This is a genomic window from Streptomyces sp. VTCC 41912 (assembly GCF_045799175.1).
Classification (GTDB): Bacteria; Actinomycetota; Actinomycetes; order Streptomycetales; family Streptomycetaceae; genus Streptomyces; species Streptomyces albulus_C.
The window spans coordinates 26,711-51,549 of sequence record NZ_JBJMAB010000007.1; the positions used below are offsets into that span (position 1 = coordinate 26,711).

Annotated in this window: 26 protein-coding genes and 1 tRNA gene; 17 read left to right on the forward strand and 10 right to left on the reverse strand. The window is 74.0% G+C overall.

Features of this window, described 5'->3' with window-relative positions; translation table 11 throughout:
• Positions 1-13: 13 nt before the first annotated feature.
• Entirely contained in the window at positions 14-622 is a 609-nt protein-coding gene (locus ACJ6WD_RS12940; RefSeq protein ID WP_407615811.1) for a hypothetical protein, read from the reverse strand.
• A gap of 224 nt (positions 623-846) precedes the next feature.
• Positions 847-1,635 carry a GntR family transcriptional regulator gene (locus tag ACJ6WD_RS12945; protein WP_020930811.1) on the reverse strand — a complete coding sequence of 263 codons (789 nt, stop codon included), beginning with the start codon at positions 1,633-1,635 and terminating at the stop codon, positions 847-849.
• A 251-nt stretch (positions 1,636-1,886) separates the two neighbouring features.
• Between ACJ6WD_RS12945 and ACJ6WD_RS12950 the strand changes: the two genes are divergently transcribed.
• Entirely contained in the window at positions 1,887-2,960 is a 1,074-nt protein-coding gene (locus ACJ6WD_RS12950; RefSeq protein ID WP_331246826.1) for a nucleoside hydrolase, read from the forward strand.
• On the forward strand, positions 2,957-4,393 hold the full coding sequence (locus tag ACJ6WD_RS12955) for an MFS transporter (protein ID WP_331246825.1): 1,437 nt from the start codon (positions 2,957-2,959) through the stop codon (positions 4,391-4,393). The genes ACJ6WD_RS12950 and ACJ6WD_RS12955 overlap by 4 nt, the downstream gene beginning before the upstream one ends.
• Before the next feature lie 68 nt (positions 4,394-4,461).
• Here the strand turns inward: ACJ6WD_RS12955 and ACJ6WD_RS12960 are convergent, their stop codons facing one another.
• On the reverse strand, positions 4,462-5,025 hold the full coding sequence (locus ACJ6WD_RS12960; protein WP_407615812.1) for a hypothetical protein: 564 nt from the start codon (positions 5,023-5,025) through the stop codon (positions 4,462-4,464).
• Positions 5,026-5,386: 361 nt separating this feature from the next.
• The gene (locus ACJ6WD_RS12965) at positions 5,387-5,827 is read right to left on the reverse strand and encodes a nitroreductase family deazaflavin-dependent oxidoreductase (protein WP_233659545.1); all 441 of its coding nucleotides are present in this window, start codon (positions 5,825-5,827) and stop codon (positions 5,387-5,389) included.
• Between the two features lie 259 nt (positions 5,828-6,086).
• On the opposite strand from ACJ6WD_RS12965, the gene ACJ6WD_RS12970 reads away from it, so the two are divergent.
• Positions 6,087-6,905, forward strand: coding sequence for a TetR/AcrR family transcriptional regulator (locus tag ACJ6WD_RS12970; protein WP_331246823.1), 819 nt, complete (start codon positions 6,087-6,089; stop codon positions 6,903-6,905).
• A 332-nt stretch (positions 6,906-7,237) separates the two neighbouring features.
• On the opposite strand, the gene ACJ6WD_RS12975 is transcribed toward ACJ6WD_RS12970, so the two are convergent.
• The gene (locus tag ACJ6WD_RS12975; RefSeq protein ID WP_267953006.1) at positions 7,238-8,035 is read right to left on the reverse strand and encodes a sulfite exporter TauE/SafE family protein; all 798 of its coding nucleotides are present in this window, start codon (positions 8,033-8,035) and stop codon (positions 7,238-7,240) included.
• A 93-nt stretch (positions 8,036-8,128) separates the two neighbouring features.
• Between ACJ6WD_RS12975 and ACJ6WD_RS12980 the strand changes: the two genes are divergently transcribed.
• Positions 8,129-8,893 carry a helix-turn-helix transcriptional regulator gene (locus ACJ6WD_RS12980; protein WP_331246821.1) on the forward strand — a complete coding sequence of 255 codons (765 nt, stop codon included), beginning with the start codon at positions 8,129-8,131 and terminating at the stop codon, positions 8,891-8,893.
• A gap of 372 nt (positions 8,894-9,265) precedes the next feature.
• On the opposite strand, the gene ACJ6WD_RS12985 is transcribed toward ACJ6WD_RS12980, so the two are convergent.
• The 4 genes from ACJ6WD_RS12985 to ACJ6WD_RS13000 form a co-directional block, all read right to left on the reverse strand.
• Positions 9,266-9,505, reverse strand: coding sequence for a hypothetical protein (locus tag ACJ6WD_RS12985; RefSeq protein WP_233659541.1), 240 nt, complete (start codon positions 9,503-9,505; stop codon positions 9,266-9,268).
• A gap of 150 nt (positions 9,506-9,655) precedes the next feature.
• Positions 9,656-11,218, reverse strand: a complete 1,563-nt coding sequence (locus ACJ6WD_RS12990) for a PH domain-containing protein (RefSeq protein ID WP_407615813.1) — start codon at positions 11,216-11,218, stop codon at positions 9,656-9,658.
• A 189-nt stretch (positions 11,219-11,407) separates the two neighbouring features.
• Positions 11,408-11,481, reverse strand: a tRNA-Met gene (locus tag ACJ6WD_RS12995).
• Positions 11,482-11,630: 149 nt separating this feature from the next.
• The gene (locus ACJ6WD_RS13000; protein WP_233659539.1) at positions 11,631-13,016 is read right to left on the reverse strand and encodes an MFS transporter; all 1,386 of its coding nucleotides are present in this window, start codon (positions 13,014-13,016) and stop codon (positions 11,631-11,633) included.
• A gap of 198 nt (positions 13,017-13,214) precedes the next feature.
• Between ACJ6WD_RS13000 and ACJ6WD_RS13005 the strand changes: the two genes are divergently transcribed.
• From ACJ6WD_RS13005 to ACJ6WD_RS13055, 11 genes are all read left to right on the forward strand, one after another.
• A complete protein-coding gene (locus ACJ6WD_RS13005; protein WP_376440200.1) occupies positions 13,215-14,699 on the forward strand; it encodes an aldehyde dehydrogenase family protein in 1,485 nt (494 codons plus the stop codon).
• Between the two features lie 64 nt (positions 14,700-14,763).
• The gene (locus ACJ6WD_RS13010) at positions 14,764-15,696 is read left to right on the forward strand and encodes a VOC family protein (protein WP_233659538.1); all 933 of its coding nucleotides are present in this window, start codon (positions 14,764-14,766) and stop codon (positions 15,694-15,696) included.
• Positions 15,693-16,502, forward strand: coding sequence for an aspartate dehydrogenase domain-containing protein (locus ACJ6WD_RS13015; protein ID WP_376440206.1), 810 nt, complete (start codon positions 15,693-15,695; stop codon positions 16,500-16,502). The genes ACJ6WD_RS13010 and ACJ6WD_RS13015 overlap by 4 nt, the downstream gene beginning before the upstream one ends.
• Positions 16,499-17,281, forward strand: coding sequence for an alpha/beta fold hydrolase (locus ACJ6WD_RS13020; protein WP_407615814.1), 783 nt, complete (start codon positions 16,499-16,501; stop codon positions 17,279-17,281). The genes ACJ6WD_RS13015 and ACJ6WD_RS13020 overlap by 4 nt, the downstream gene beginning before the upstream one ends.
• Before the next feature lie 9 nt (positions 17,282-17,290).
• Entirely contained in the window at positions 17,291-17,812 is a 522-nt protein-coding gene (locus tag ACJ6WD_RS13025) for a cupin domain-containing protein (RefSeq protein ID WP_233659535.1), read from the forward strand.
• Entirely contained in the window at positions 17,805-18,569 is a 765-nt protein-coding gene (locus tag ACJ6WD_RS13030) for an SDR family oxidoreductase (protein ID WP_407615815.1), read from the forward strand. Before ACJ6WD_RS13025 ends, ACJ6WD_RS13030 begins: the two co-directional genes overlap by 8 nt.
• Before the next feature lie 34 nt (positions 18,570-18,603).
• The gene (locus tag ACJ6WD_RS13035) at positions 18,604-19,386 is read left to right on the forward strand and encodes an SDR family oxidoreductase (protein WP_376556197.1); all 783 of its coding nucleotides are present in this window, start codon (positions 18,604-18,606) and stop codon (positions 19,384-19,386) included.
• 10 nt (positions 19,387-19,396) lie between these two features.
• On the forward strand, positions 19,397-21,034 hold the full coding sequence (locus ACJ6WD_RS13040) for a thiamine pyrophosphate-binding protein (protein WP_407615816.1): 1,638 nt from the start codon (positions 19,397-19,399) through the stop codon (positions 21,032-21,034).
• A gap of 13 nt (positions 21,035-21,047) precedes the next feature.
• Positions 21,048-21,983, forward strand: coding sequence for a PDR/VanB family oxidoreductase (locus ACJ6WD_RS13045; RefSeq protein WP_233659532.1), 936 nt, complete (start codon positions 21,048-21,050; stop codon positions 21,981-21,983).
• Between the two features lie 34 nt (positions 21,984-22,017).
• Complete coding sequence (locus tag ACJ6WD_RS13050; RefSeq protein ID WP_407615817.1) at positions 22,018-22,245, forward strand: recombinase-like helix-turn-helix domain-containing protein; 228 nt, start codon at positions 22,018-22,020, stop codon at positions 22,243-22,245.
• A gap of 2 nt (positions 22,246-22,247) precedes the next feature.
• Positions 22,248-23,270 carry an aromatic ring-hydroxylating dioxygenase subunit alpha gene (locus tag ACJ6WD_RS13055; protein WP_331246814.1) on the forward strand — a complete coding sequence of 341 codons (1,023 nt, stop codon included), beginning with the start codon at positions 22,248-22,250 and terminating at the stop codon, positions 23,268-23,270.
• 15 nt (positions 23,271-23,285) lie between these two features.
• On the opposite strand, the gene ACJ6WD_RS13060 is transcribed toward ACJ6WD_RS13055, so the two are convergent.
• On the reverse strand, positions 23,286-23,816 hold the full coding sequence (locus ACJ6WD_RS13060; RefSeq protein ID WP_233659529.1) for a MarR family winged helix-turn-helix transcriptional regulator: 531 nt from the start codon (positions 23,814-23,816) through the stop codon (positions 23,286-23,288).
• 147 nt (positions 23,817-23,963) lie between these two features.
• On the opposite strand from ACJ6WD_RS13060, the gene ACJ6WD_RS13065 reads away from it, so the two are divergent.
• Both ACJ6WD_RS13065 and ACJ6WD_RS13070 read left to right on the forward strand, forming a co-directional pair.
• Positions 23,964-24,407 (forward strand): helix-turn-helix transcriptional regulator, encoded by a 444-nt coding sequence (locus ACJ6WD_RS13065; RefSeq protein WP_233659528.1) that lies wholly within the window; start codon positions 23,964-23,966, stop codon positions 24,405-24,407.
• A gap of 10 nt (positions 24,408-24,417) precedes the next feature.
• Complete coding sequence (locus tag ACJ6WD_RS13070) at positions 24,418-24,828, forward strand: VOC family protein (RefSeq protein WP_016574739.1); 411 nt, start codon at positions 24,418-24,420, stop codon at positions 24,826-24,828.
• Positions 24,829-24,839: the final 11 nt, after the last annotated feature.

The window sequence follows — 24,839 nt, forward strand, 5'->3', positions numbered from 1 at the left end:
GCGGCCGGTGCCGTCAGGTGCCGGTGCCGGAGCCCGTGCCCGGGCCGGAGCCCGTGCCTGTGCCCGTGCCTGTACTAGTGCCTGGACCGGTGCCGGAGCCCGTGCTAGTGCCTGTGCCTGTGCCTGTGCTGAGCGTGCCGACGAGGTGGGCGCCGTCCACCAACGTGCACGGTGCCGTGGGGGTTTGAGGGGGTTTGTTGAGGGAGAGCGTTGCCACCGCGTTGGTCACCGCGGCGCACAGCGGAATGTGCAGGGCCCGTACGTTGTCGACGGTGTCCTCCACCACGGCCTGCGGGACGTCGACCCCGAACGGTTCGGTGCCGCCGCGTTGTTGGGGCGGCGGCGGGCCGGTCGGGAGCTGCGGCGGCTGCACGATCACGCAGTGCCCGGCGGGCTGCTCTCCTGGGTGCAGGGCCTGAGCGGTGACCTTGATGATGTTCGGGGGTTTGCTGGGGCTGGTGCAGAAGGCCACCTTGATCTGGGCGGCGTCCTGCGGCGAGCCCTTGAACAGCTCGACGTAGGGGATGGTGGGTGGGGCCGCGGCGGCGACCGGCGCGGAAGGCCAGGCCAGCAACGCCACGGTCGCCGCGGGAACGGCGCAGAATGTGTGCGAAAGGCGCATGATGTCGTTCCTTTCCGACTATGAGCACTTTCATCGCATTGCCTGCCCCCGCCCGGCGTCACGAACCGACGCAGGGAGCGCCCCCACCCGAATGCAGGGCGATATCGGGGCTGGAGCGGGCAGGCGAGGGAACCGCGCTTGCGGAAGCGTCTGCGGCGTGCTGCGGCGAGGGGCGTTCGCCGGTGGGGGCGCGCCTGGTGGCCGTGGCGCCGTGCCGCCCGGTCTCAGCGGCGGGACGCCAGGGACAGCAGCGGTGCGCCGGCCGGGAAGAGGTACTTGGCGGCCAGGACGGGGCGGCCGCCGGCCCACACGGTTTGGGTGAGCAGCAGGGCCGGGGTCTCCGGCGGGCGCGCGATGGCGTGGCCGCGTTCGGTGCCGAGCATGGTGGCGCCGAGCGTGCTGCGCGCGGTGAGCCCGTGGCCCTGCTCCGCGGCCAGGAAGGCGGCGAGCATGGTGCCCTCCGGGTCGTCGGTGGTCGCGGGCGGCCCGGCGGCGTCCGGCTCCGGCAGGGAGGCGCGGAGGGTGTCGGCGAGGTCGGCGCCGGTCGTGGTCCGCAGGACCTTGTCGTCCGCGGCCCACTCGTGCGCGAAGCACGCCGCCGTGCCGTCCACCTCGACCACGGTCTCCCAGAAGCAGGCGCGTTCGGTGGCGGCGAGGCGGAGGTGGTAGCCGGAGAAGTCGGTGGGCTCCTCCAACTCGGTGGCGAGCCGGCGGCACCGCACCGCACCGGGGCCGAGCAGGGACTCGACGGGCAGCAGGCGTTCCAGCCCGGGGGCCGGCGGCGGCTGGTTGACCGTGCTGCCGGCGCCCTGGCGGCGGGTGATCACGCCGTCCTCCTGGAGCAGGATCAGCACCTCGCGCAGCCCGGAGCGGCTCACGCCCAACTGGCCGGCCAGTTGGGGCTCCGGTGGCAGCCGGGCGCCGGGCGGGAACGTGCCGTCGTCGATGGCGGCCACGATGCGCTGGTACAGCTCGACGCGCGAGGAGTGCCGGCGCGCTCCCTGACGAGGCATGAAAGCTCCCGAGGTTTTGTCGGACATTCTTCGGGTCGCGGCTGCGGTGCGCTCCGCGATCCACGTCCGGCCCTCCAGGTTAGCCGCCCGCTCCGCGCGGTCGTGCTGGTGGGGTGGGTGCGGGGAGGCGCCTGGCGTGCGGCGAGGTCGGTGGGGCGTCGAGGGTGGGGGATTCCCCGTGGACGGACCCTTGTGCCGGCCGTGGACGCTGGCTAACCTCCCCTCCAATCGATTGTCCGACAATCTCGGGCATGGTGAGGTCGTCCGAGCCGTCCCCCGACCGTCCTCCCCACACCCCGCCCGTCCCGTCGGCAGCGCCCTTCGACCCGGAAGCACCACCCATGCCCGTCACCCCGCCCCGCCCGCTGCTCATGGACTGCGACACCGGCATCGACGATGCCGTGGCGCTCCTGTACCTGTGTCTGACCCCCGCCGTCGACGTGCGCGCGGTCACCACCGTCGCCGGCAACACCAGTGCCGAACGCGCCGCCCGCAACACCCTCCAGGTGCTGGAGGTCGCCGGGCGGCACGACGTCCCCGTCGCCGCGGGCGCCGGCACCACCCTGCGCGGGGAGACCCGCCCCGAGGCCGCGTTCGTGCACGGCGAGGGCGGACTCGGCGGGGTCGAGCTGCCCGCCCCCGCCGCCGCCGTGGACCGGCGGCACGCCGTCGACCTCATCATCGACACCGCCCGCGAAGCCGGCGGCGAACTGGAGATCCTCGCCACCGCCCCGCTGACCAACCTGGCCCTCGCCCTGCGCAAGGAACCCCGGCTGCCCCACATGGTCCGCCGGGTCACGGTGATGGGCGGCGCCGTCCACCACCCCGGCAACATCAGCCCCGTCGCCGAGGCCAACATCGGCAACGACCCGGAGGCCGCGGCCCTGGTGCTGTCGGCGGGCTGGGACCTCACCGTCGTACCGCTCGACGTGACCATGCGCGAGAACCTCACCGAGGCGCACCGGCAGCGCCTCCTGGCCAGCGGCTCCCCGATCGGGCGGCTCGCGGGCGAGATCCTCGACTTCTACTTCACCTTCCACGAGGAGACCGCCCTGCCGTTCCGCGGCTCGGCGCTCCACGACCCGCTGGCTGCCGGGATCGCCGTCGGCGAGGTCGTCCCGAAGAGCACGCCCCGCCTGGCCGTCACCGTCGACACGGCGGACGGCGCCGCCCGCGGCGCACTCGTCGCCGACACCCGGGGCATCCACCTCGGCTACCCGCGGCAGCCCGACGCCAACGCCACGGTGGTCCTGGAAACCGACGGCACCTTCCCCGAACTGCTCGTCGACCGACTGTCCCGGACTCCGGAAGGGGCCGCGAGATGACGGGCACCGCCGCCCCAGGGGCGGCCCCGACCGAGCGGAACGCGGTCGGCGTGGCGGCGATGATGGCCGCGCTGCTGGCCGCCTGCGTGGCCTTCCAGCTCAACGCCAGCATGCTCAGCCCGGCCCTGGTGACCATGGCGCGGGAACTGCACACCGACGAGGCGGGCACCGGGCTCTCGCAGACCGCGTTCTTCACCGCGTGCGCGATGTTCTCGCTGTTCCTGCCCCGCTTCAGCGACATCGCCGGCCGCCGCCGGGTCCTGCTCGGCATGCTCGTGGTCCTGACCGCGGGCACCGTCCTGGCCGCGTTGTCCACGAACATCGTCGTGCTCGACGTCGCCCGGGTGGTGCAGGGCGTCTCCGGGCCGGTCGTCCAGATCTCCCTGCTGACCCTGCGCTCCCAGGTCACCGAGCCCAAGCGGTTCGGCACCCTGATGGGCGTGGTCACGGCCGTCAACGGCGGCATCGCGGGGGTCGACGCCCTCGCGGGCGGGTGGCTGGCGAGCCACTACGGGTTCCGCAGCGTCTTCTGGGTGATCGCCGCCGTCGCGGTGCTCGCGGCCGTGGCCGTCGCGGTCGGCTGCCCCGAATCCCGCCCCTCGGCCGGCACCCCGATGGACTGGCCGGGCGTCGTACCGCTGGTGGTGGGCGCCGCCGCGCTGCTCCTCGCCGTCGACCAGGTGGAGAAGCTCGGCGCGGCCAACTGGCCTCTGGCGATTGCCCTGTTGCTCGTCGGCGCGTTCGCCTTCGCCGTGTTCTGGAGGATCGAGAAGCGCAGCCGACATCCGCTGGTGCGCATCAGTGACCTGCGTCAACGGGCCAGCTGGGCACCGTTGTTGACCACTCTGCTGACCCTGATCGGCGTCTTCGCGGTCGTCAACGGCGTCCTGATGTCCTTCGTGCAGAACGCCGAGGTGGGATTCGGGATGGGGGCGAGCCTGGCCTCGCTCGTCTTCCTCACCCCCTTCGCGCTGGTGGGCTGGCTCGTCGGGCCCTTCACCGGGCGCCTGGCGCCGGTCATCGGCTACGGACGCATGCTGCGCTGCGGCCTGTTGGGCAGCGCACTGGTGCTCGGGGTGATGGCCCTGGTGGGCGTGCGGTCGTTGCCGGTCATGATCGGCTGCACGGTCCTGCTCGGCGCCACCTACGCCGGCATCGCCAACATCGTCCTCAACCTGCTGGGCGTCGTCCTGGCGCCCAAGGACCACCCGGGCTTCCTACCGGGCCTCGTCTCGGCGGCGTTCGGGCTCGGCGCGGGGCTCAGCTTCGCCCTGCTCTCCGCCGTCCAGGTCACCGGCAGCCCGCAGGGCGGTTCCTCGGCGAGCGGGTACGTGACCGCGATGCTCACCGGCGCCGTCGTGACGGCGGCGGCCTACGGCGCCTCGTTCCTGATCCCGCGCCCCAGGACGGCCGAGGTCACCGCCGGCGCCTGAAGCACCCGGGCCGGTGGTTCGTCGAAACGGCGCGCCACCGGCCGGGCGCTGACCGCCGTGCGGCCCGTTCAGGAGAGCAGGTCGCCCACGAAGGCCCCCGCGGCCACCCAGAAGGACTGCCCGCCCGTGCCGAAGGCGGCCGCCAGCGCGTACCCGACCGCCGCGTCCTGCGGCAGGACCTCGGAGCCCGCCGGCCGGTCCTCCGGCCAGGTGGCCGACACCCGGCCGTCGCCGGTGGAGGACAACTCGCCGATGGCGATGCCCTCCTTGAACAGCGTGCTCTCCTCCAGGCCGTCGGGCGTCAGCCGGTACCGGAGCCCCGCACACTCCACGTCCACCCGGTAGGAGCGGCGGAGGAACCGTCCCCGCGCGGGCGCGAGGCGCGCGGCCTCGCCGTCGACGGTCAGGGTGAGGGCCGCGGCGGAGCGGGTCCCGAGGGGAACGGCCTCGTCGACGTCCGTGCCCTCGGCGCGCACCAGGCTGACGGTGGGGAGCGCGTCCCCCCTCACCGTGACGACGCCGCGGTCCGCGTCCAGCGCGACGTGGACCTCGCCGAACAGCAGGTCGTCGGCAGTGGACGGGGCTGTGCCCGGGTCGTCCTTCCGCAGAGTGGAGAGGGGTCGCGGGTGCATGGACGGCTCCGGTGACAGGTCCGGTGACGGGTCCGAGGGCGCGGTGCCTGCGGAGGGCGGGAGTTGACCCTGTCGGGTGCCGTGGGTGCCGTGCTCGCCGTCGGTGCTTCGATCGCCGTCGACGCCTCGGGCGCCTTCGGCGGGCTGAGGTGAGACCTGGGGGTCGGGGAGCGTCTGGTGAGAGGGGTGCGTGTTCAACGGGGTGCTGTGGCTTCCTGTCGCCGGCCGATACCCGTCCATGATCCACTAGCGCGGCCGGAGCGCCGGCGCGAACGACGCGGAGCGCGCTGTTCGGCCCGCGACGGCGCCGCCCGGGGACGTCCCCCGTCGCGTCCGGCGGGCCCCGTCGCGCCCCGGGGTCTCACGCTTCGGCGATCCGGAAGACGGGGTGCCGGGGGGCCGCGGCGAGGAACTCCTCACGGGCGGACTCCGCCGTGAGGTCACCGAAGTACGACTTGACCTCCCACCCCCAGCGGTCGAGGTAGGTGCGCAGGAGTTCCGGGGTCTCGGCCGGCGGCAGTTCGACCGCGGTGAACGGGACCGCGCGGCGGCCGACGCGGAGCTGGCCGCCGCCGGCCGCCCGCATGTTGCGCACCCACTCGGAGTCGCCGCGCGTCGAGACCAGGTAGCGGGCCCCCTGGTACGTCATGGGGTTGACCGGTACGCGGCGCCATTCGCCGCTCTTGCGGCCGCGCACGGCCAGGTCGGCGGAGCCGGCGAGGCTGATGCCGCGGCGGGCCAGCCAGCCGATGGTGCCGTTGAGTCGGGCGGTCAGCCGGGCCGGCTTCAGGTAGTGGGACATGGGGTTCTCCGTTTCGAGGTGGGGTGGGGCGCGGTGGGGTGCGGCCGGTGGTGCGGGTGGTGCCCGCGGTGCAGGTAGGTCGGGAGGGGCAGGTCGGAACCGGCGGGCGCGGCGGCATGGGCGGTGCACCGATGGATCGATGCTCCATTGCGTGAGCGATGCTCTCGCTTAAGAGCAGTGTGCACGCGAAGGGTGCTCGTACGCAAGAGCACTGCTCTCGTTTTTGTTCGGCGCTCCGTCGGCTGTCACACTGCTCTGCATGACAGCCATCCGTGGAGCCAGGGAACGAGCCCGCAGCGAAATCACCGAGGCCATCAAGGACGAGGCGCGCAAGCAACTCGCCGCCGAGGGAGCCGCCAAGCTCTCCCTCCGGGCCGTCGCGCGCGAGCTCGGCATGGCCTCGTCCGCGCTCTACCGCTACTTCCCCAGCCGCGACGACCTGCTCACCGCGCTGATCGTCGATGCGTACACCGCTCTCGGCGTGGCGGCGGAGCGCGCCCGCGACGCCCACGCCGAGCCCCCCGCCGCACCCGGCACCCCCACCTCCCGCCGTCCCGAGGGCGGTTCGACCGGCCGGTCCGAGAAGGCCGGACGCGGCGGGGCCCGCGCCAGGGCCGCCGAGCGTGCCCTCGCCCAGTGGTGCGCCATCTGCACGGCGGTGCGCGACTGGGCCCTGGCCCATCCGCACGAGTACGCGCTGATCTACGGCTCGCCGGTCCCCGGCTACCACGCGCCGCACATCACCACCGAGTCGGCGGCCCGGGTCGGGCTCGCGCTCATCGGCGTCGTCCGGGACGCGCACGCCGCCGGTCTGCTGAAGGAGCCGGCCGAGCCCTTGCCCGATGCGGTGGTGGCCGATGCGCTGGCCCTCGGCGCCGAACTGGACGTGGAACTGCCGCCCGCCGTACTGGCCCGTCTGATCGGCGCCTGGGCGCAGCTCTTCGGCCTGCTGAGCTTCGAACTCTTCGGCCAGTTCAACCGGGTCGTGGAGGCCCGCAGCGCCTTCTTCGAGCAGGCCGTGCGCCAACTCGCCGGCAGCGTCGGGCTGGTCGCCCCGGGGCCACACACCTCGACCTGACCCGGAGCCAAGCTGCTGCCTGGCGCCCCGGCCCCGCCTCCGCCCGCGATCCCGGCACGGCCTCCGCCTGTGCTCGGCGGCCGGGCGGCCGGGGGTGGTGCGGCCGGGCGGCGGTGCGGTGGTGCAGGCCGAATGCGTGCCGGGAGGTGCTCGATGCGTATGCCGGCCCGTCGCCGGTGATCGGGGCGTGCGTGACAGCAGCGGATCCCGTGGCGAAGTGGAGGCCGGCTTCCGCCCGTTCGAGGTGCCGGCGCCCGGCCGCGACCGGACGGCCCCGGCTCGGCGCCGCCGTCCGGGAGGGCAACGGGCGCACGGGGCCCGGCGCGGACCGGTCAGGTGCCCGACAACACCATCGCCACCGCCACCAGGGCGAGCAGGCCGACGTAGGCCCGGGCGTAGAGGCGATCCGGGATCCGCGGCGGGCGGCGGCGCAGCACCGCGATCACCGGCAAGGCCCCCACCAGCAGGGCCGCCGCGGCGCCCAGGTCGACGAGACCCACCAGATGCGGGTGCGCGCCACCGGCGGTCGGGAGCGCGGCGCCGGCGAGCGAGACCGCGGTGGCCGGCAGGGCGATGGCCAGCGTGAGGGGGTTGGCCAGCGCGGTCGCCACCCGCATCGGGTGCCCGGCCCGCCGGGCCGCGGGCACGGTCATGACGCTGCCGCCGACGCCGAGGAAGGCGGCGACCGCACCGATGGGCGCACCGAGCAGCGCCGGGAGCGGTCGCGGCGCCCCGGGTGCCGTCTCGGCCGGTGCCCGCGGACGCAGGAACCCGGGGCGCAGCAGCAGGTCGACGATGGTGAGTGCCACGTAGCCGACGAACGCCCAACGGACCAGGGGGGCCGGGGCGAGGCGGGTGGCCAGCGCCCCGACCGCGGCCCCGACCGCCATGAGCAGCAGCAGCGCGCCGCTGCCGCGGAGCGCCCCGAGCACCCGCCGGGGCGTGACGGCCGTGGCGAAACCGGCGTTCACCACCATCACCAGCGCCGAGGTGGCCGTCGCCACCCGCATCGCGTCCGCGCCGAGCGCGGCGTCCGCCCACACGACCACCGGGACCGCGACGAAACCGCCGCCGAACCCGAACAACACGGTCGTCGCCCCGGTGAGGAGCCCGATCCCGATCAAAGCCATAACGTCCACGGGACCACCCCACCAGCTCCGCCGACCTGCGCGCATCCGAAGGTCGGCACCAAACCTTTGCGTCTCGGCCAGTACCGTGGCCGGGTGAAGAACGTCGCCCTGGACGCCGTCGACCACGTCGACCGGGCCGTCCTGCCCATCGGCACCGACTACCCGCCCGGTCACGTGCTGGACTGGCACGAGCACCGCCGCGCGCAGTTCCTCTACGGCGCCACCGGCGTCATGGTCGTCGACACCGCCGAGGGCACCTGGACCGTGCCGCCCGAACGGGCCGTGCTGATCCCGGCCGCCACCCAGCACCGGGTCCGCATGCTGGGGGTGAGCACCCGCAGCCTGTACGTCGAGCCGGATGCCGTCCCCTGGTGGCCCGCCACCTGCACGGTGGTCGACGTGCCGCCGCTGTTGCGCGAACTCCTGCTGAGCGCCGTCGAGTTCGAGGCCGACTACAACCTGTCCGGCCGGGAGGGGTGCATCGCCACGCTCCTCCTCCACGAGATCGCCGCGCGCACGCCCCTCCCGTTCCACGTCGCGCTGCCCTCCTCCGCCGACCTGGCGGAGCTCTGCCGCGGGTACCTGGCCGCTCCGGACGTCGGAGTCACCAACGCCGCCTGGGCGGGCCGGACGGCCTTGAGCGAACGGGCCTTCACCCGGCGCTTCCGCTCGGAGACGGGCGAGAGCCCCGCGGTGTGGCGCGGCCGCGCCCGCCTGCTCGCGGCGGTTCCGCTGCTGCGTACCGCGTCGGTCAGCGACGTCGCCGGCCGCCTCGGCTACGCCTCGCCCGCCGCGTTCACCGCCGCCTTCACCCGCGCCTTCGGCCTGCCCCCGTCCCGGTTCACCGCGGCCCGCTAGGACGGCCGCACAGTGCGTCACGTTCGGCGGGCGCGTGGGGCCGGCCAGGCGCCGTCGATCTCCGCCAGTGGGAAGAGGGCGAAGCCGCTCGCGGCCCGGGACGGGCTCAGGCCGAGGCGGGACGGGCCCGGCGACGCTGTCGACCGAGATGACGGTCCCGTGCGGGCGGAACGCCTTGGCGCGGGCGCCGCCGTCGGAGGTGACGTGCACGGCGGCGAGGGCCTGCGGGACCATCAGTGCCGGGATGCCCGCCCATGTATCGGGCGAGCACCCCGGCGACTTCGGCCCTCGTCCGCTCGCTGTGGGGGAGGAAGCGGCACGGGACCGGGAGCGTTGTCGAAGTGGATTACTGGGGTGCCCGGTTGGTCAGGGTTAGTTGTCTGCGTCCGAAAAGGTCGAACCCGAGTAGAGGTCGCCGACGGCGTGCAGCGCCTTGCCGAAGGTTCCCACCACGGCGCAGCCTGCTGCGGCCGCGGGGGGACAGGGCTGCGGGTCGGCGTTGTCCGCCACGCCCGTTTTCGCTGCGGGGGCGGCGGTGGCTGCGGGTGCGATGAATGCCGTGGCGGACACGGCGAGGGCGACGGCGGTAAGTACGGTGCGAGGCTTCGTCATGTGTTGAGCAACGACCGAATTAACGGTCGGTAACGTCGCGTGACGGCAAACTCCGCCCAGGCCCAGGGTTCGGGAACCGGTACGTGGGCCGCCCGGCCAGCGCTTCGCCCTGGGCGTCTTCGCGGCCCGAAAGCGGAAACTGCTGGGCCGTCACGGCAACGCCGAGGGGGCCTTCGCGGGGGCCCACGCGCGGATCACGCGGGTCAGGTCCGCCGGGGCGGCCGCGAGGCGAACCGGCCTGCCCGCGTCGTCGAGTTCGGCGACGTGCCAGCTTCTGGGGATCTGGTCGCCGTCGCCGCCGCGGGCACGCCGCACGTGCTTGACGGTGAGTCGTTGCACGGGTATCCGTTTCGCCGCGAACCGGCCCGGGCCGGCGTGCGGCGTCACGGCGGGCGGCCCGCCACCCAGCACGATGTGGGTGCCGAAGTGGTACGGGTTGTAGTCGGTGTGCTCCAGGAAGCGGGCGGCCACGAACACCTCCTCATCGGCGGACGCCTCCCCGTCGCCCCCGTCGCCCCCGTCGTCCGTCCCGACCTCCCCGGGCGTACGGACCCGAGTGGCACGCCAGGCCAAGGCGAACAGGCCCAGGGTGCACAGCGAGCCGGCGACCGCCCCCGCGAGCGCGACGGGAGAGCCGAGCAGGGTCGTGGGGTGGAGGTAGCAGAGCGGCAGGAGCCACAGGGCGGTCCCGACGAGCGCACCCGCGAACGGGAGGGCCGACGGGACGACCTCGTCGTCAGGCAGCCGGCGCCCGCGCAGGCGCAGCAGCACCTGGGCCGCGGGGTAGCCCGCCGCGAGGGCGAACCCCGCCGCGATGAGGGCCACCGACCCGCCGGTGGGCACGTGGTCGCGCCACGCGTAGTGCTCTCCGGCGACCTCCCTCACCTCGCCGCGCCAGAGGGTCAGTTCGACCCGGGCGCCGGCCTGGAACGCCTGGGCGGCGTCCTGGGAAACCGCGAGTCGCTCCAGCGGTCCGCGCTCGGTGAAGTACAGCCAGCTGGTCCGCTTGGGGGAGTGGACCTCGGTTCGGGCGATCACGGCCTGCTGGGTGGTCAGGCACGCGCCGCGCTCCCTGGCGGGCGTACCGGCGGGGCACGGGGCGGCCGACTTCCAGGCCTGCTCGTACGAGGCGACGGCCGGCACGAGGCATGCGGTCCCGCCAGCCGACGCGAGCAGCAGCGCGCACACGATCAGCGAGCCGGCCCAACTCCGCCCGGCGGTGCGGGACGAGAGGACGGGGACGTGGTCCGATGCCGGGGTCCCGTGCGCACGGTGCAGTGCGCGGAGCGCCTCCCACGTCGCGTCGAAGTCCGAGGGGTACCCCGAGAACGCCTGCGGGAGGGGCAGGAGCGTCGTGCGTCCGTTGCGCAGCAGCAGGCTGATGCGACGGATCTCGTGGACGCGGGGGTTGTTCGCGTGCAACCGGCGGACGCGCAGGTCGGCGACGTCGGCCCACGGCACGCTCCGGCGGCGGAGGAGCTTGCGGAAGTGCAGGCCGTGCGCGTCGGCGGTCACCTCGGCGGTGACCGCGCACAGCGACCCGACGCCCGACAGTGCCAGCAGCACGCCGATGCCCCACCAGAGGTCCAGGATCGTGCTGCCGTACGTCGCGCGCTCCACGGCCAGGCCCGCGCCGACCACCCCGAGTCCGACGAAGAACCACAGGGCGCGCCGCTGGGGAGGCCGGCACGTCACGTCCCGCGCGTTGCTCATGCGCGGAATCCTGTCATCGGGCGGGGCGGTGCCGCTTGTGGGGGATGCGGAAGCTTTCTGGCGAACTACGTTGCCCAGGTGAAGACATTCGCGCGGCGACCTGCCCGGGACACCGAAGGGTTCGCCCTCCTCGATGGGGCCCGCGAGCAGCGAAGGCCCGGTGGAATCCACCGGGCCTTCACCGTTGAGTAGCGGGGACAGGATTTGAACCTGCGACCTCTGGGTTATGAGCCCAGCGAGCTACCGAGCTGCTCCACCCCGCGACGGCACCCTGAACCTTACGGCACCGACCTCGATCTGCCGAATCGGCTTCCGTCCCGACCCGACGACGCCCCATCGGGGCACTGCTTCCGGCGCGGAGTCGACGCTCCGCAGTTGCGGGTCTCGGCCCCGTGGCATGACCGCGAGGGCGTCAGGAGTTGAGCTCCTCCAGGGTCCTGCCCTTGGTCTCGACGGCGAACAGGGCGATCACCGCGCCGACCGCGGCCAGGCCGGCGAGTTGGGTGAAGAGCAACGTCAGGCCGCCGCCGGCCGCCAGGATCGCGCCGACGACGACCGGTCCGAGGATGACGCCGGCCCGGTTCCACAGTCCGCCGAACGCGGCGCCCTTGGCGCGGTTGCGGGTCGGGTACAGCTCGGGGGAGTAGAGGTAGAGCCCGGCGTTGAGCGCGAAGACGAAGAAGGTCGCGCCGGAGGCGAACAGCGCGACCCGGCCGCCGGAGACGGCTCCAGTCAGTGCGAGGGTGCCCAGCGCCAGTGCGGTGCCGCCGAACGCGGTGACCAGGGCCGGGCGGCGGCCGATCCGGTCGATCACGAGGGCGATCACCAACGTGCCCAGCAGGCCGGTGACGTTGCTGAGCAGGGTGTAGACCAGCGCGGTGGTCAGGTCCAGGCCGAACGTCTTGGTGTAGAGGGACGGCATCCAGGTGGCGATGCCGTAGTTGACGTAGTAGGCGGCGAACCACAGGGCGGAGACGACGACGGTGCGGCGCAGGTAGCGGCCCTGGAAGAGTTCGCGCAGGCGTCCCGGGGAGGAGTCCGCGGTGGCGGGGGCCGTGGCGGCGGGGGCGGGCTCCGGCAGGGGGGCGGCGGTGGTCCGGGCCACCTCCGCCTCGATCCGGGCGAGGACCCGTTCGGCCTCCGCCGTGCGTCCGCGGGCGGCCAACCAGCGCGGGGACTCGGCGACCTGGCGGGGGAGGGCGGCGGCCAGGAGCGCGGGCAGCGCGCCGATCACGAACATCGCGCGCCAGCCGAGGTGGGGCACGACCCAGACCGCGACCAGTGAGGCGGCGGCCAGGCCGGCCGGGAAGATCATCTCGTAGAGCAGGACGAAGCGGCCGCGCCGGTCCGAGCGGGCGATCTCGTTGACGTAGGTGGCGGCGACCGGGACGACGCCGCCGATGCCCAGGCCCTGGACGAGGCGGAACAGCGCGAACGTCTCGATGCCGCCGGAGAGGGCCACGGCGAGGCTGGCCAACGCGGTGACGGCGACACCGAGGGCGACGGTTCGCACCCGGCCGATCCGGTCGCCCAGCGAGCCCGCGGCCAGGGCGCCCAGGAGCATGCCGAGCGAGCCGGCGGTCACGGCGAAGGTGGCCTGACCGGTGGTCAGGTGCCACTCGCGCGTCAGGACGGGCAGCGCGGAGGCGGCCATCAGTTGGTCGAACGCCTCGAAGAAGGTCACGGCGCCGATCAGGCAGCGGACCTTGACGTGCCAGCGGGAGTGCGGCAGGCGTTCGAGCCGTGCGGCGATGGGTCCCGCGGGTTCCGCGGCGGGCCGGCCGGCCACTGTGGTCATGGAGGGGTTCCTTCCGCGAGCAGAGGAGTTGCGGAGACAGTAGGAACAGTTGTCTAAGCGGTCAATGGTTAATGGCAAAGATATTTTTCGCCGTCGGGGGTCTTGTCCGGCAAATATTTAAGCCCTTAGATTCCTAGCGCTCGGAGTCAACGGGGCCCGCAGCGCCGCCCCTTCGCCGACCGGTCCGGGAGGTCCATCGTGTCGTATTTCTCCACCGACATCCTGATCGGCGGGCAGTGGCGCCCCGGCACGGGCGAACCGCTGACGACCGTCGACCCGGCCACCGGGCGGGTCCTCGCCGAGCTGCGGGCGGCCTCCGTCGACGAGGTGGACGAAGCCGCGCGGGCCGGTGCGCGCGCCGCCGCCGACCCTGCCTGGCGCGACCTCCTGCCCCACCGGCGCGCCCAACTCCTCCATCGCATAGCCGACTTGGTGGCGGAGGCGGCGGACGAACTGGCGGCGGTACAGACCGCGGACACCGGCAAGACCCTCGCCGAGACCACGGCCCTCGCCCTCAGCGCCGCTGCGACCTTCCGCTACACCGCGGCCGCACTGGAGACCGCGCAGGAGGCGCTCACCCCGTCGCGCGGTGCCTACGTCACGATGAGCGTGCACGAGCCGATCGGTGTCGTCGCGGCCATCAACCCCTGGAACTCGCCGGTCGCCAGCGACGCGCAGAAGATCGCCCCCGCGCTCGCGGCCGGCAACGCGGTCCTGGTCAAGCCCGCCGCCTGGACACCGTTGGTCTCCCTCGCGCTCGGCCGCCTGATCACCCAGGCATTGGGTGAACTGGGCCTGCCCCCGGGGCTGTTGTCGGTGCTGCCGGGCAGTGGTCGCGAGGTCGGTGCGGCGGTCGCCGCTCACCCGTTGGTCGGCCGGATCGGCTTCACGGGCGGGACCGGGACCGGTCGGACCATCGCCGCGGTCGCGGCCGGCAAGCTGATCCCCGCCTCGCTCGAACTGGGCGGCAAGTCCCCCACCATCGTGCGGGCCGACGCGGACCTCGAACAGGCCCTGGCCGGGGTGATGTTCGGGATCTTCTCGGCCAGCGGGCAGTCGTGCATCGCCGGCTCCCGCCTGTTCGTCGCGCGCCAGATGTACCGGGCGTTCGTCGACGAACTCGTGGCACGGGTACGGAAGTTGCGGGTCGGGCCGGGCACCGACCCCGCCACCCAGGTGGGCCCGCTGGTCCACCACCGGCACCGGGACGCCGTCGCCGGGTACGTGGACCTCGCCCGCGCCGAGGGCGGCCGGGTGCGGTGCGGCGGCGCCGCACCCGAGGGCGACGCGTACCGCGACGGCGCCTACTACCTGCCGACCGTCATCGACCGCCTCCCGAACTCCGCGCGGGCCTGCCAGGAGGAGATCTTCGGCCCGGTGCTGATCGCCCTGCCCTACGACGACGAGGACGACCTGGTCCGACAGGCCAACGACACCGTCTACGGACTGGCGTGCGGCATCTGGACGCGCGACCACCGGGCGGCCTGGCGCCTGGCGCGCCGCATCGACGCCGGCACCGTCTGGATCAACACCTACAAGCAGTTCAGCATCTCCACCCCCTTCAGCGGGATGAAGGACAGCGGCCTGGGCACCGAGAAGGGCCGCGACGCGATCCGCGCCCACCAACGACAGAAGTCCCTGTACTGGGGCACCTCGGACGCGCCCCTGCCGTGGGCCGGGTGACCGCCGAAGAGCGCGAGCGACGCACCAACTCCACTGCCCCCCAACCCCGTTACCGGAGAAGGCCATGACCCGACCCCCCGTCGCCCGACTGCGCGCCCTGCGCTCGGTCGAACTGTTCACGCCCGCGCTCGGCGAGGCCGCCGACTTCTACGCCGAGGTGTGGGGCCTCGCCCCCGTCGAGTCCGAACGCGACGCCGTCTGGCTGCGCGGCACCGGCGAGGAGCACCACGCGCTGCACCTGACCCGCGCGGACCGCAGCGGTCTGGGCCGGCTGTCGTTCGCGGTCGGCACCCCCGCCGAGGTGGACGAGGCGGCCCGACGGCTGCTCGCCCGAGGGATCCCGCCGGTCGCCGGGCCCGGCCGCCTCGACCAGGTCGGGGGCGGCTACGGCCTGCGCTTCACCGACCACGAGGGGCGCCTGATCGAGCTGTCCGCCGAGACCTGGGCCGTCCGGCCCGGCGGCCGGGACGCGGCGGTGCCGGTCGGGGTGACCCATGCCGTGCTCAACACCACCGACATCGACGCGTCCGTCGCCTTCTACTGCGACGTCCTGGGCCTGCGCGTCTCCGACTGGTCCGAGCACCAGATGGCGTTCCTGCGGTGCAACGCGGACCACCACTGCATCGCCTTCAACCAGGCCGAGTGGGTCTCGCCCAACCACGTCGCCTACGAGATGCGGTCGATCGACCACTTCATGCGGGGCCTGGGCCGCCTGCGCCACCACGGCATCACGCCCCACTGGGGGCCCGGCCGGCACGGTCCCGGCGACAACACCTTCTCCTACTTCACCGACCCGACCGGCCTGGTCTGCGAGTACACCTCCGAGGTCGCCCAGGTGGTGGAGGACCGCTGGATCGCCAAGGTCTGGCGGCGCACGCCCGAACTGTCCGACCTGTGGGGCACCGCCGGCCCGCCCTCCCCGGAAATCCGCCGCCACATGGCGGGCGCCCCCGACCCCGGCCCGCTCGCCGCCCCCGCCGAGGAGGCCACCGCATGACACCCCGCACCCGCTTGCCCCGCAAGGTCGGCCTGGTCGGCTGGGGCGCCATCGGCCGCGTCGTCGGCGCAGCCCTGGCCGAACACCGCGTCCCCGGCGCCGCGTTGGAGTGCCTGGTCGACAACCGCCCCCTCGGCGAGGGCGCACCCGCCCCGCAAGTGACCTTCGAGGAGGCCCTCCAGCGCTGCGACCTGATCGTGGAAGCGGCCGGCCAGGGCGTCGTCCGCGCCTGGGGCGAACGGGTCCTCACCGCCGGCGCCGACCTGCTGATCGCCTCCACCGGTGCCCTGGCCGACGAGGACCTGGCCGCTCGCCTGCTGGCGGCCGGGCCGGGCCGGGTGTACTTCACCGGCGGCGCCGTCGGCGGCCTCGACCTGCTCCAGGCGGTACGCGCCCTCGGCCCGTTGCACACGGTCGAGCTCACCACCACCAAACTGCCCGGCACCCTCGAACAGCCTTGGATGGAACAGGAGTTGCTCACCCGACTGCGGACCGCGACCGGCCCGGTCGAGGTCATGACGGGCACCGCCCGCGACGTTCCGACGCGGTTCCCGAGGTCGACCAACGTCGCCGCCTCCGTCGCCCTGGCCGTCGGTGACCTGGACGCCGTGCGGGTCCGGGTCGTCGCCGATCCCGCCGCCCGCCACACCCGGCACGTCGTCGAGGCGTCCGGGCCGCACGGGACGTACCGCTTCGACGTCGCGCACCTGCCCGACCCCGGCAACCCGGCGACCAGCCGGGTCGTGCCGCACGCCGTGCTGCGCAGCCTCGCCGCGCTGGCCGGGCGGACGGGACAGATCCTGTGACCGCCGCCGTCCACCTCGAAGCGGCCGGCGAAGACGGGCCGCTGCTGCTGTGCCTGCACGGCATCGGCTCCTCCTCCGCCGCCTTCGCCCCGCAACTCGCCGCACTGTCCCGGCACGCCCGGGTCCTCGCCTGGGACGCCCCCGGATACGCCAAGTCACCTGATCCACAAGGCTCGTTGGCCCTCGACGACTACGTCGACACGGCCGCCGCCCTGATCCGTGCGCGCGGGGCGGACGCCCACGTCCTCGGCGTGTCCTGGGGCGGCGTGCTCGCGCTGCGGCTCGCCGTCCGCCACCCCGAACTCGTCGCGTCGCTCGTCGTCGCCGACTCCAGTCCGGGCTCCGGCACCGACCCGGCGAAGGCCGCCGCGATGCGGGCCCGGGCCGACGAACTGGCCGAGGTCGGCCCCCGGGCCTTCGCCGAGCGACGCGCCCCCCGCCTGCTCTCCGCCCGAGCCCCCGCCGCGCTGGTCCGCCAGGTGACCGACACCATGGCGGCCGCCGTCCGCCCGCCCGGCTACGCGTCCGCCGCCGCGTCGATGGCCGCCGCCGACCTGCGCGGCGAACTCGACCGGATCGCCGCGCCGGCCCTCGTCCTCTGCGGCGACCAGGACCGCGTCACCGGCCCCGACGCCTCCCAGGCGATCGCCGGCGCCGTCCACCCGTCCGCCTACGTGACCGTCAAGGACGCCGGTCACCTGGCCAACCAGGAGCAACCCGCGCGCTTCAACGCCTGGGTGCTCTCCCATCTCCGCATCACCGCCCGCATCCCCGCATAGGAGCCCACCATGCCGCTGACCACCACCGACTACGACAACGGCGGGGACCTCGCCGCGTACACCGACGCGCTCATCGCCACCCGGGAGTCCCGCGAACCCGACTGGGACACCCTCGCCTTCCAGGCGAAGGCCGGTGACCAGTACCGCCGCGCGCAGATCCGCTACGTCGGCTCCGGCGCCACCGGCAACCACGAGGGCGACAACCGGATCATCCCCTCCGGCGGGTTCACCTTCTCCAACATGCTGCTGCCGCCGGGCGCCGAGGGACCCGAGCACACCCACCACGACGTCGAGGAGGCATTCTTCGTCCTGGAGGGCCGGGTGCGGGTCGGCATCCACCGCGGCGAGGCCGAGGCGGAGTACCGCACCCTCGGCTACCGCGACATGATCGTCGTCCCGGCGGGAGTGGCCCGTTCGCTGAAGAACGAGGGCGACACCGACGCGCTGTTCTGCGTCGTCATCGGGACGCGGAAGCCGCAGGTGCCGACCTACCCCGCCCACTCGCCGATGCACGGTGTCACCCGTGACTGAGCGGCGCACGAACGGCGACCGGACCGTCGTCGTCACCGGGGCGGGCCGCGGCCTGGGACTGGCCATGGCCCGCCGCGCCGGACGGGACGGCTACCGGGTCGTCCTCGCCGAGGTGGACGCGGACCGGGGGAGGGCGGCGCAGGCCCGACTGCGTGCGGCGGGCGGCGACGCCCACTTCACCCACTGCGACGTCGCGGACCCCGCATCGGTGCGGCAACTGGTGGACTTCTGCGTCGCGTTGGGGCCGCTGTACGCCGTGGTGAACAACGCGGCGCTGGCCAACGGCGTCGGCGGCAAGGAGTTCTGGGACCTCGACGTCGCGGACTGGGACCGGCTGATGACGGTCAACGCGCGCGGCCCCTGGCTGGTCTCCAAGCTCCTGCTGCCGCAGCTCCTCGCCCACGGCGGGCCCGGCCGCATCGTCAACCTCGCCTCCGACGCCGCCCTGTACGGCTCCCCGCGACTGGCGCACTACATCGCCTCCAAGGGCGCCGTGATCGCCCTGACCCGGGCGATGGCCCGGGAGCTCGGCGACAAGGGCATCACCGTCAACGCGGTCGCGCCCGGCCTGACCGAGTGCGAGGCCACCGCCACCGTGCCCGCCGAACGGCACGACCTCTACCGCGTGGGCCGGGCCATCTCCCGCCCCCAGCAGCCCGACGACCTCACCGGCACGGTCGCCTTCCTCCTGGGCGAGGAGTCCCGCTACCTCACCGGACAAGTGATCGCCGTCAACGGCGGCTTCACCATGCACTGACCACGGTGCACCGAGCGAACAGGAGACACCTGACATGGATCTGGGCCTCGCCGACCGCACCATCGTGGTCACCGGCGGCAGCTCGGGCGTCGGCCTGGCCACGGTCCGCGCCCTCCTCGACGAGGGCGCGCGGGTGGCCACCTGCGGGCGCGACGCCGACCGGCTCGCCCGGGCGACGGCCGGACTCGACGGCGGCCGCCTGCTGACGGCGGTCTGCGACGTCCGGGACCCGGACGCGGTGCGCGCGTTCACCGCGGACGCCGCCCGCGCGTTCGGCGGCATCGACGGACTCGTCAACAACGCCGGACAGTCCCGGATGAAGGGCCTCGACGCCTGCACCGCCGACGACTGGCGCGACGAGTTGGAACTGAAGTTCTTCGGCGTCCTGAACCCGCTCCAGGCGGCCCGCCCGCACCTGAAGGCGTCCCCCGCACCGAGCGTCGTCACCGTCAACGCCGTCCTCGCCAAGCAACCCGAACCCCGCCTGATCACCACCAGCGCCGCCCGGGCCGGCCTCCTCAACCTCACCAAATCGCTCTCCGTCGAGCTCGCCGCCGACGGCATCCGGGTCAACTCCGTGTGCCTGGGCCTGATCGACACCGGCCAGTGGACCCGCCGCCACGCCGCGGCGAACTCCGCACTGAGCCCTGCGGACTGGCAGGCGCGGCTCGCCACCGACCGCGGCATCGCGCTCGGCCGCCTCGGCCGGCCCGAGGAGGTCGCCTACGCGATCGTCACGCTGCTCTCGCCGCGCGCCTCGTACATCACCGGCACCAGCATCGACGTGTGCGGCGGCATCGGCCGCACCATCCTCTGAGGAGACCCCCATGCACTACGACAACGGAGGCGATCTCCTCGTCGCCGTCCTGCGGGAACTGGACATCGACACCGTCTTCGGCATCGTCAGCGTGCACAACCTGCCGCTGGTCGAGGCCGTCGACCGCGCGTTGCGGTTCGTCCCGGTGCGCCACGAGGCGACCGCGGTGAACGCCGCCGACGCCTACGGGCGGGCCCGCGGCGGCATCGGCTGCGCCCTCACCTCCACCGGCACCGGCGCCGGCAACGCCGCCGGATCGCTGATCGAGGCGCTCAGCGCGGGCACCGCCGTCCTGCACGTCACCGGACAGGTGGCACACCGCTACCTGGGCGGCGGCCGCGGCTACATCCACGAGACCAAGGACCAGTTGGGCATGCTGGCCGCGGTCTCCGCGCACGCGGCCACCGTGGACTCCGCCGCCGACGCCGGCCGGATCCTGCGCCGCGCCGCACGGGCGGCCCGCACCGCACCCGGCGGCCCCGCGAGCGTCGAGTGGCCGATCGACCTCCAGTACGCGGCCCAGACCGATCCGCCGACGGAGCCGCCCGCACCGACCGCGCCGACCCCCGCCCCCGCGCCTGCCCCCGACCAACTGCGCGCCGCCGCAGCCCTGTTGTCGTCCGCGCGCCGGCCGCTGATCTGGGCGGGCGGCGGCGCCACCGGGGCCCGGACCGTCCTCGCGGAGCTGCTGGCCGCGACCGGCGCGGGCCTGCTCACCTCGAACTCCGGGCGCGGCACGGTGCCCGAGGACCACCCCCAGGTCATCGGCAACTTCGCCACCACCCCGCCGGCGCGCGCCCTGCTCGCCGACGCCGACCTGCTGCTGACCGTCGGCACCCACTTCCGCTCCAACGAGACCGCCGACTACGAACTCGAACTGCCCGCCGCCCACCTCCAGATCGACCTCGACGTCGCCGCACTCGGCCGGGTCTACCCGACCCGGCACCCGCTGCACGGCGACGCCACCGGCGTCCTCGCCGCGCTGCTGCCGCACGCGGCACCGGCCGAGCCGGCCTGGACGGACCGGGTCGGCGCGGTCCGCGACCAGGTGCGGGCCGCCCTGCGCGACGCCATCGGCCCGCACGCCGCGCTCTGCGACGCGCTGCGCGCCATACTGCCCCGCACGGCCGTCGTGGCCCGCGACGTCACCATCGCGTCGAGCAGTTGGGGCAACCGCCTGCTGGAGCTCTACGATCCGCGCGACAACGTCTTCCCCCGCGGCGGTGGCATCGGGCAGGGTCTCGGCATGGGCATCGGAGCCGCCCTCGCCCGTCCACAGGACCCCACCGTCGTCATCGCCGGCGACGGTGGCCTCGCCGTCCACCTCGGCGAACTCCTCACCCTCGCCCAGGAACGCCCGCGCCTGACCCTGCTCGTCTTCAACGACGGCGGCTACGGCGTGCTGCGGAACATGCAGGACGCCCACCGCGCGCGGCGTTCCGGTGTGGACCTGGCCACCCCCGAATTCGCGCGACTGGCCGCCGCGTGCGGGCTGCCGTACCGGCGCATCGCCGCCGCGGAGCACGCCGCGCCGGTACTCGCCGAGGCCGTCGGGTCGGCCGGGCCGGTGCTCGTCGAGGTCGACCTGGCGGCACTGGGCCCGATGAAGCGCCCGTTCACCCCGCCCGTGAAGGTCCCCGGCCAGTGAGGAGCCAGCCGCGATGAGCGAGACGTCCCTGCACCTGATCGTGCGCCGGATGACCTGGGAGGCCGACGGGGTCCTCTCCGTCGAACTGGCCCGTCCCGACGGTGCGGCCCTGCCCGCCTGGACGCCCGGCGCGCACGTCGACGTCGACGTCGGCGGCCGGATCCGCCAGTACAGCCTGTGCGGCGACCCGCGCGCCGCCGCGACGTACCGGATCGGCGTGCTCAACGAACCCGCCTCGCGCGGCGGTTCGCGCCACGTCCACACCCGGCTGCGCCCCGGCGACACCGTCCCGGTCTCCCCGCCCCGCAACCACTTCGCCCTGGAGGACGCCCCCGGCTACCTGTTCGTCGCCGGCGGCATCGGCATCACCCCGCTGCTCGCCATGGCCCGCGAGACCGCCCGCCGCGGCGCCGACTGGCGGATGGTGTACGGCGGCCGCAGCCGCGCCTCGATGGCCTTCACCGACGAACTGGCCGCACTGGGCGGGGCGGTGACCGTCGTCCCCCAGGACGAGCGCGGGCACCCCGACCTGGACGCCGCCCTCGCCGACCTGCCCGCCGGCACCCTGGTGTACTGCTGCGGCCCGGAGCCCCTGCTCGCCGCCCTCGCACGGAAGTGCCCCGCCGACCGCCTGCGCGTGGAGCGCTTCGCGGCGCCCGCGGTGGAACCCCGCGCCCGCGACCGGGCGTTCGAGGTCGAGTGCCGGGCCTCCGGCCGCACCCTCACCGTCCGCACCGGCACCTCGATCCTGGAGGCCGCGGAGGACGCCGGCATCCTCGTCACCAGCTCCTGCCGGGACGGCATCTGCGGCTCCTGCGAGACCAGGGTGCTCGCCGGCACCCCCGACCACCGCGACCTCCTCCTCAGCGACGCCGAGCACACCGCGAACGCCACCATGATGATCTGCGTCTCGCGCTGCGCGTCCGACCGCCTCGTCCTCGACCTGTGACCCACCGCCCTGCGCCCCGCGCCTAGGAGGCCCGATGAGCACCGCCGACCGGCCGTACCTGGACCCGCACCAGTCCCGTACGCGCGAACCCACCCCCTACGAGTACAAGCTGGCCGCCACCCTCGAAGAGGTCTTCACCAAGGAGGGCCACGAACTCGCCGACGTCATCCGCGGACTGAACAACCGTCAGGTCAACGCGCCGGACGGCACCCCCTGGACCGAGGAGTCCTTCCGCGCCGAGATGCACCGCCTGGGAGCCTGACCATGACCCTGTCCTGCACCGACACCGCCGACCACATCTACGCCAACGGGCTGCGCAACCAGTGGCACCCCGTCGCCCCGTCCTCCGCCGTCGCCCCCGGCGCGATGCGCAAGGTCACCGCGCTGGGCGAACAGTGGCTGCTGTTCCGCCGCTCCGACGGCACCCCCGCCCTGCTCGCCGACCGCTGCCCGCACCGCGGCGCCCCGCTGTCCCTGGGCACGCACCTCGGGGACCGGGTGGCCTGCTGGTACCACGGCGTCGAGGTCACGCCGGACGGCACCGTCGCGTCCGTACCGGGCCTGCCCGGCTGCGCCCTCGAAGGCAGGAAGCTGGTCACCTCGCTGCCGGTCCGCGAGGTCGCCGGCGCGGTCCTCGCCTACTTCGGCGACGACCGGCACCCCGAACCGGCCGCACTCACCCTCCCCGAACCACTCGACGACCCGGACGTCGAGGCGATCCTCTGCCACGCCGAGTGGCAGGTCCCCTGGCGCTACGCCATGGAGAACCTCCTCGACCCGATGCACGGCGCGTTCCTGCACCGCGCGTCGCACACCATGTACGACGGCGACACCACCGCCAAGTTCCGCATCCGGGAGACCGACCGCGGCTACTTCTTCGAGAAGACCGACCAGCGGGGCGTCAACTTCGACTGGGTCGAGCTGTGCCGCACCGGCGTGGACTGGGTGGACCTGTCCATCCCGTACCCGCCGTCCGCGGGCCCCGGCGGCGCCTTCGGAATCGTCGGCATGGTCTGCCCGGTGGACGCCGCACGCACCGGCGTCTTCTTCTGGCGCTACCGCCGCGTCCAGGGCTGGCAGCGCGACACCTGGCGGTTCCTCTACAAGACCCTCATCGAGGAACGGCACTGGGAGGTCCTGGAGCAGGACCGGGTGATGCTGGAGGCCCTGCCGGCCGACGCCGACCAGCGCGAGAACCTCTACCAGCACGACCTGGGCGTGGTCCGCCTGCGCCGCCTGCTCCGCGCCGAGGCCGAACGGCAGAGCACGGCCGCGACCACCGGGTGACCCCGGGCCGCGGCCTCAGCCGGCCGGCTCCTCGTCCGACGCGAGGATCGAGTGCTCCAGCTCGTGCAGCAACCGGGCGAGCTGGCGGCACCCGGCCGGCGACATCCCCGCGAGCATCCGGCGCTCGTTCTCCAGGTGCTCGGCGAACACCTCGTCCACCATGGCCAGCCCCGCGTCCGTGAGCCGCGAATACACCACCCGCCGGTCCTCGGCGTCCCGCTCCCGCACGATCAGCCCGTCCTTCTCCAACCGGTCGATGCGCAGGGTGACCCCGGCGGACGACACCAGGCCCGAGTCGGCGAGCTGCCCCGCGGTCAGCCGGTACGGCCGGCCGGCCCGCCGCAGCGCGGTGAGCACGTCGAAACCGGCCACCGACAGGCCGTGGCGCTCGATGGACGCCGTCAGGCGGGCGCTGTACCGCAGGTACGAGCGGTGCAGCCGGGCCAGGACCGCCAACGGGGAGGTGTCCAGGTCGGGCCGCTCCCGGGCCCAGTCCTCGATGACCCGCGCCACCGCATCCGGCTCCGCCACCCTGCGCTCCGCCATCCCCGTCCCCTCACCCGGCCCGCGGGACCACGCCGCCGCAGGTCATCCACGGCGTCCCGGCCCCTTGACACCCGAAAATCCTATCCCTGAGAGACCGCCCCCGAGCGCGGCCGGTGCGGGTCCGCACCCTGTGGCACGATTTTTCAGGTGACCGAGAGAAACCCTCCGGCGCAGCGCCTGCGGGACCTCGCGCTGCTGCGCCGGGTCCGCGACCGGATCGACCGGGAGTACGCGCAGCCGCTGGACGTCGAGGCCCTCGCCCGTGGCGTGCACATGTCCGCCGGGCACCTCAGCCGCCAGTTCCGCCTCGCCTACGGCGAATCGCCGTACAGCTACCTCATGACGCGGCGCATCGAGCGCGCCATGGCCCTGCTGCGCCGCGGCGACCTCAGCGTCACCGAGGTCTGCTTCGCGGTGGGCTGCGCGTCGCTGGGCACCTTCAGCACGCGCTTCACCGAACTGGTCGGGATGCCGCCCAGCGCCTACCGGCGGCAGGCGGCACGGTCGACGGTGGGCCTGCCGTCGTGCGTGGCGAAGCAGGTCACCCGACCGATCAGGAATCGAGAAGCGCCGCCCACGGGCCGCGGCTAGCGTGACGGCCATGGACATCACCCTTCACGTCAGCTCCCTCCCGCACGACGACCCGGAAGCCTCCCTCGCCTTCTACCGCGACGTCCTCGGCTTCGAGGTCCGCAGCGACGTCGGCCAGGGCACCATGCGCTGGATCACCGTGGGCCCCGCCGGCCAGCCCGACACCTCCCTCCTGCTGGCGCCGCCGGCCGCCGACCCCGGCATCACCGACGACGAGCGCCGCACCATCGCCGAGATGATGGCCAAGGGCACCTACGGCTGGATCCTGCTGGCCACCAAGGACCTCGACGCCACCTTCGAGCAGGTGCAGGCCAGCGACGCCGAGGTCGTCCAGGAGCCGACCGAGCAGCCCTACGGCGTGCGCGACTGCGCCTTCCGCGACCCCGCCGGCAACCTGATCCGGATCCAGGAACTGCGCTGACCCGCCCGACA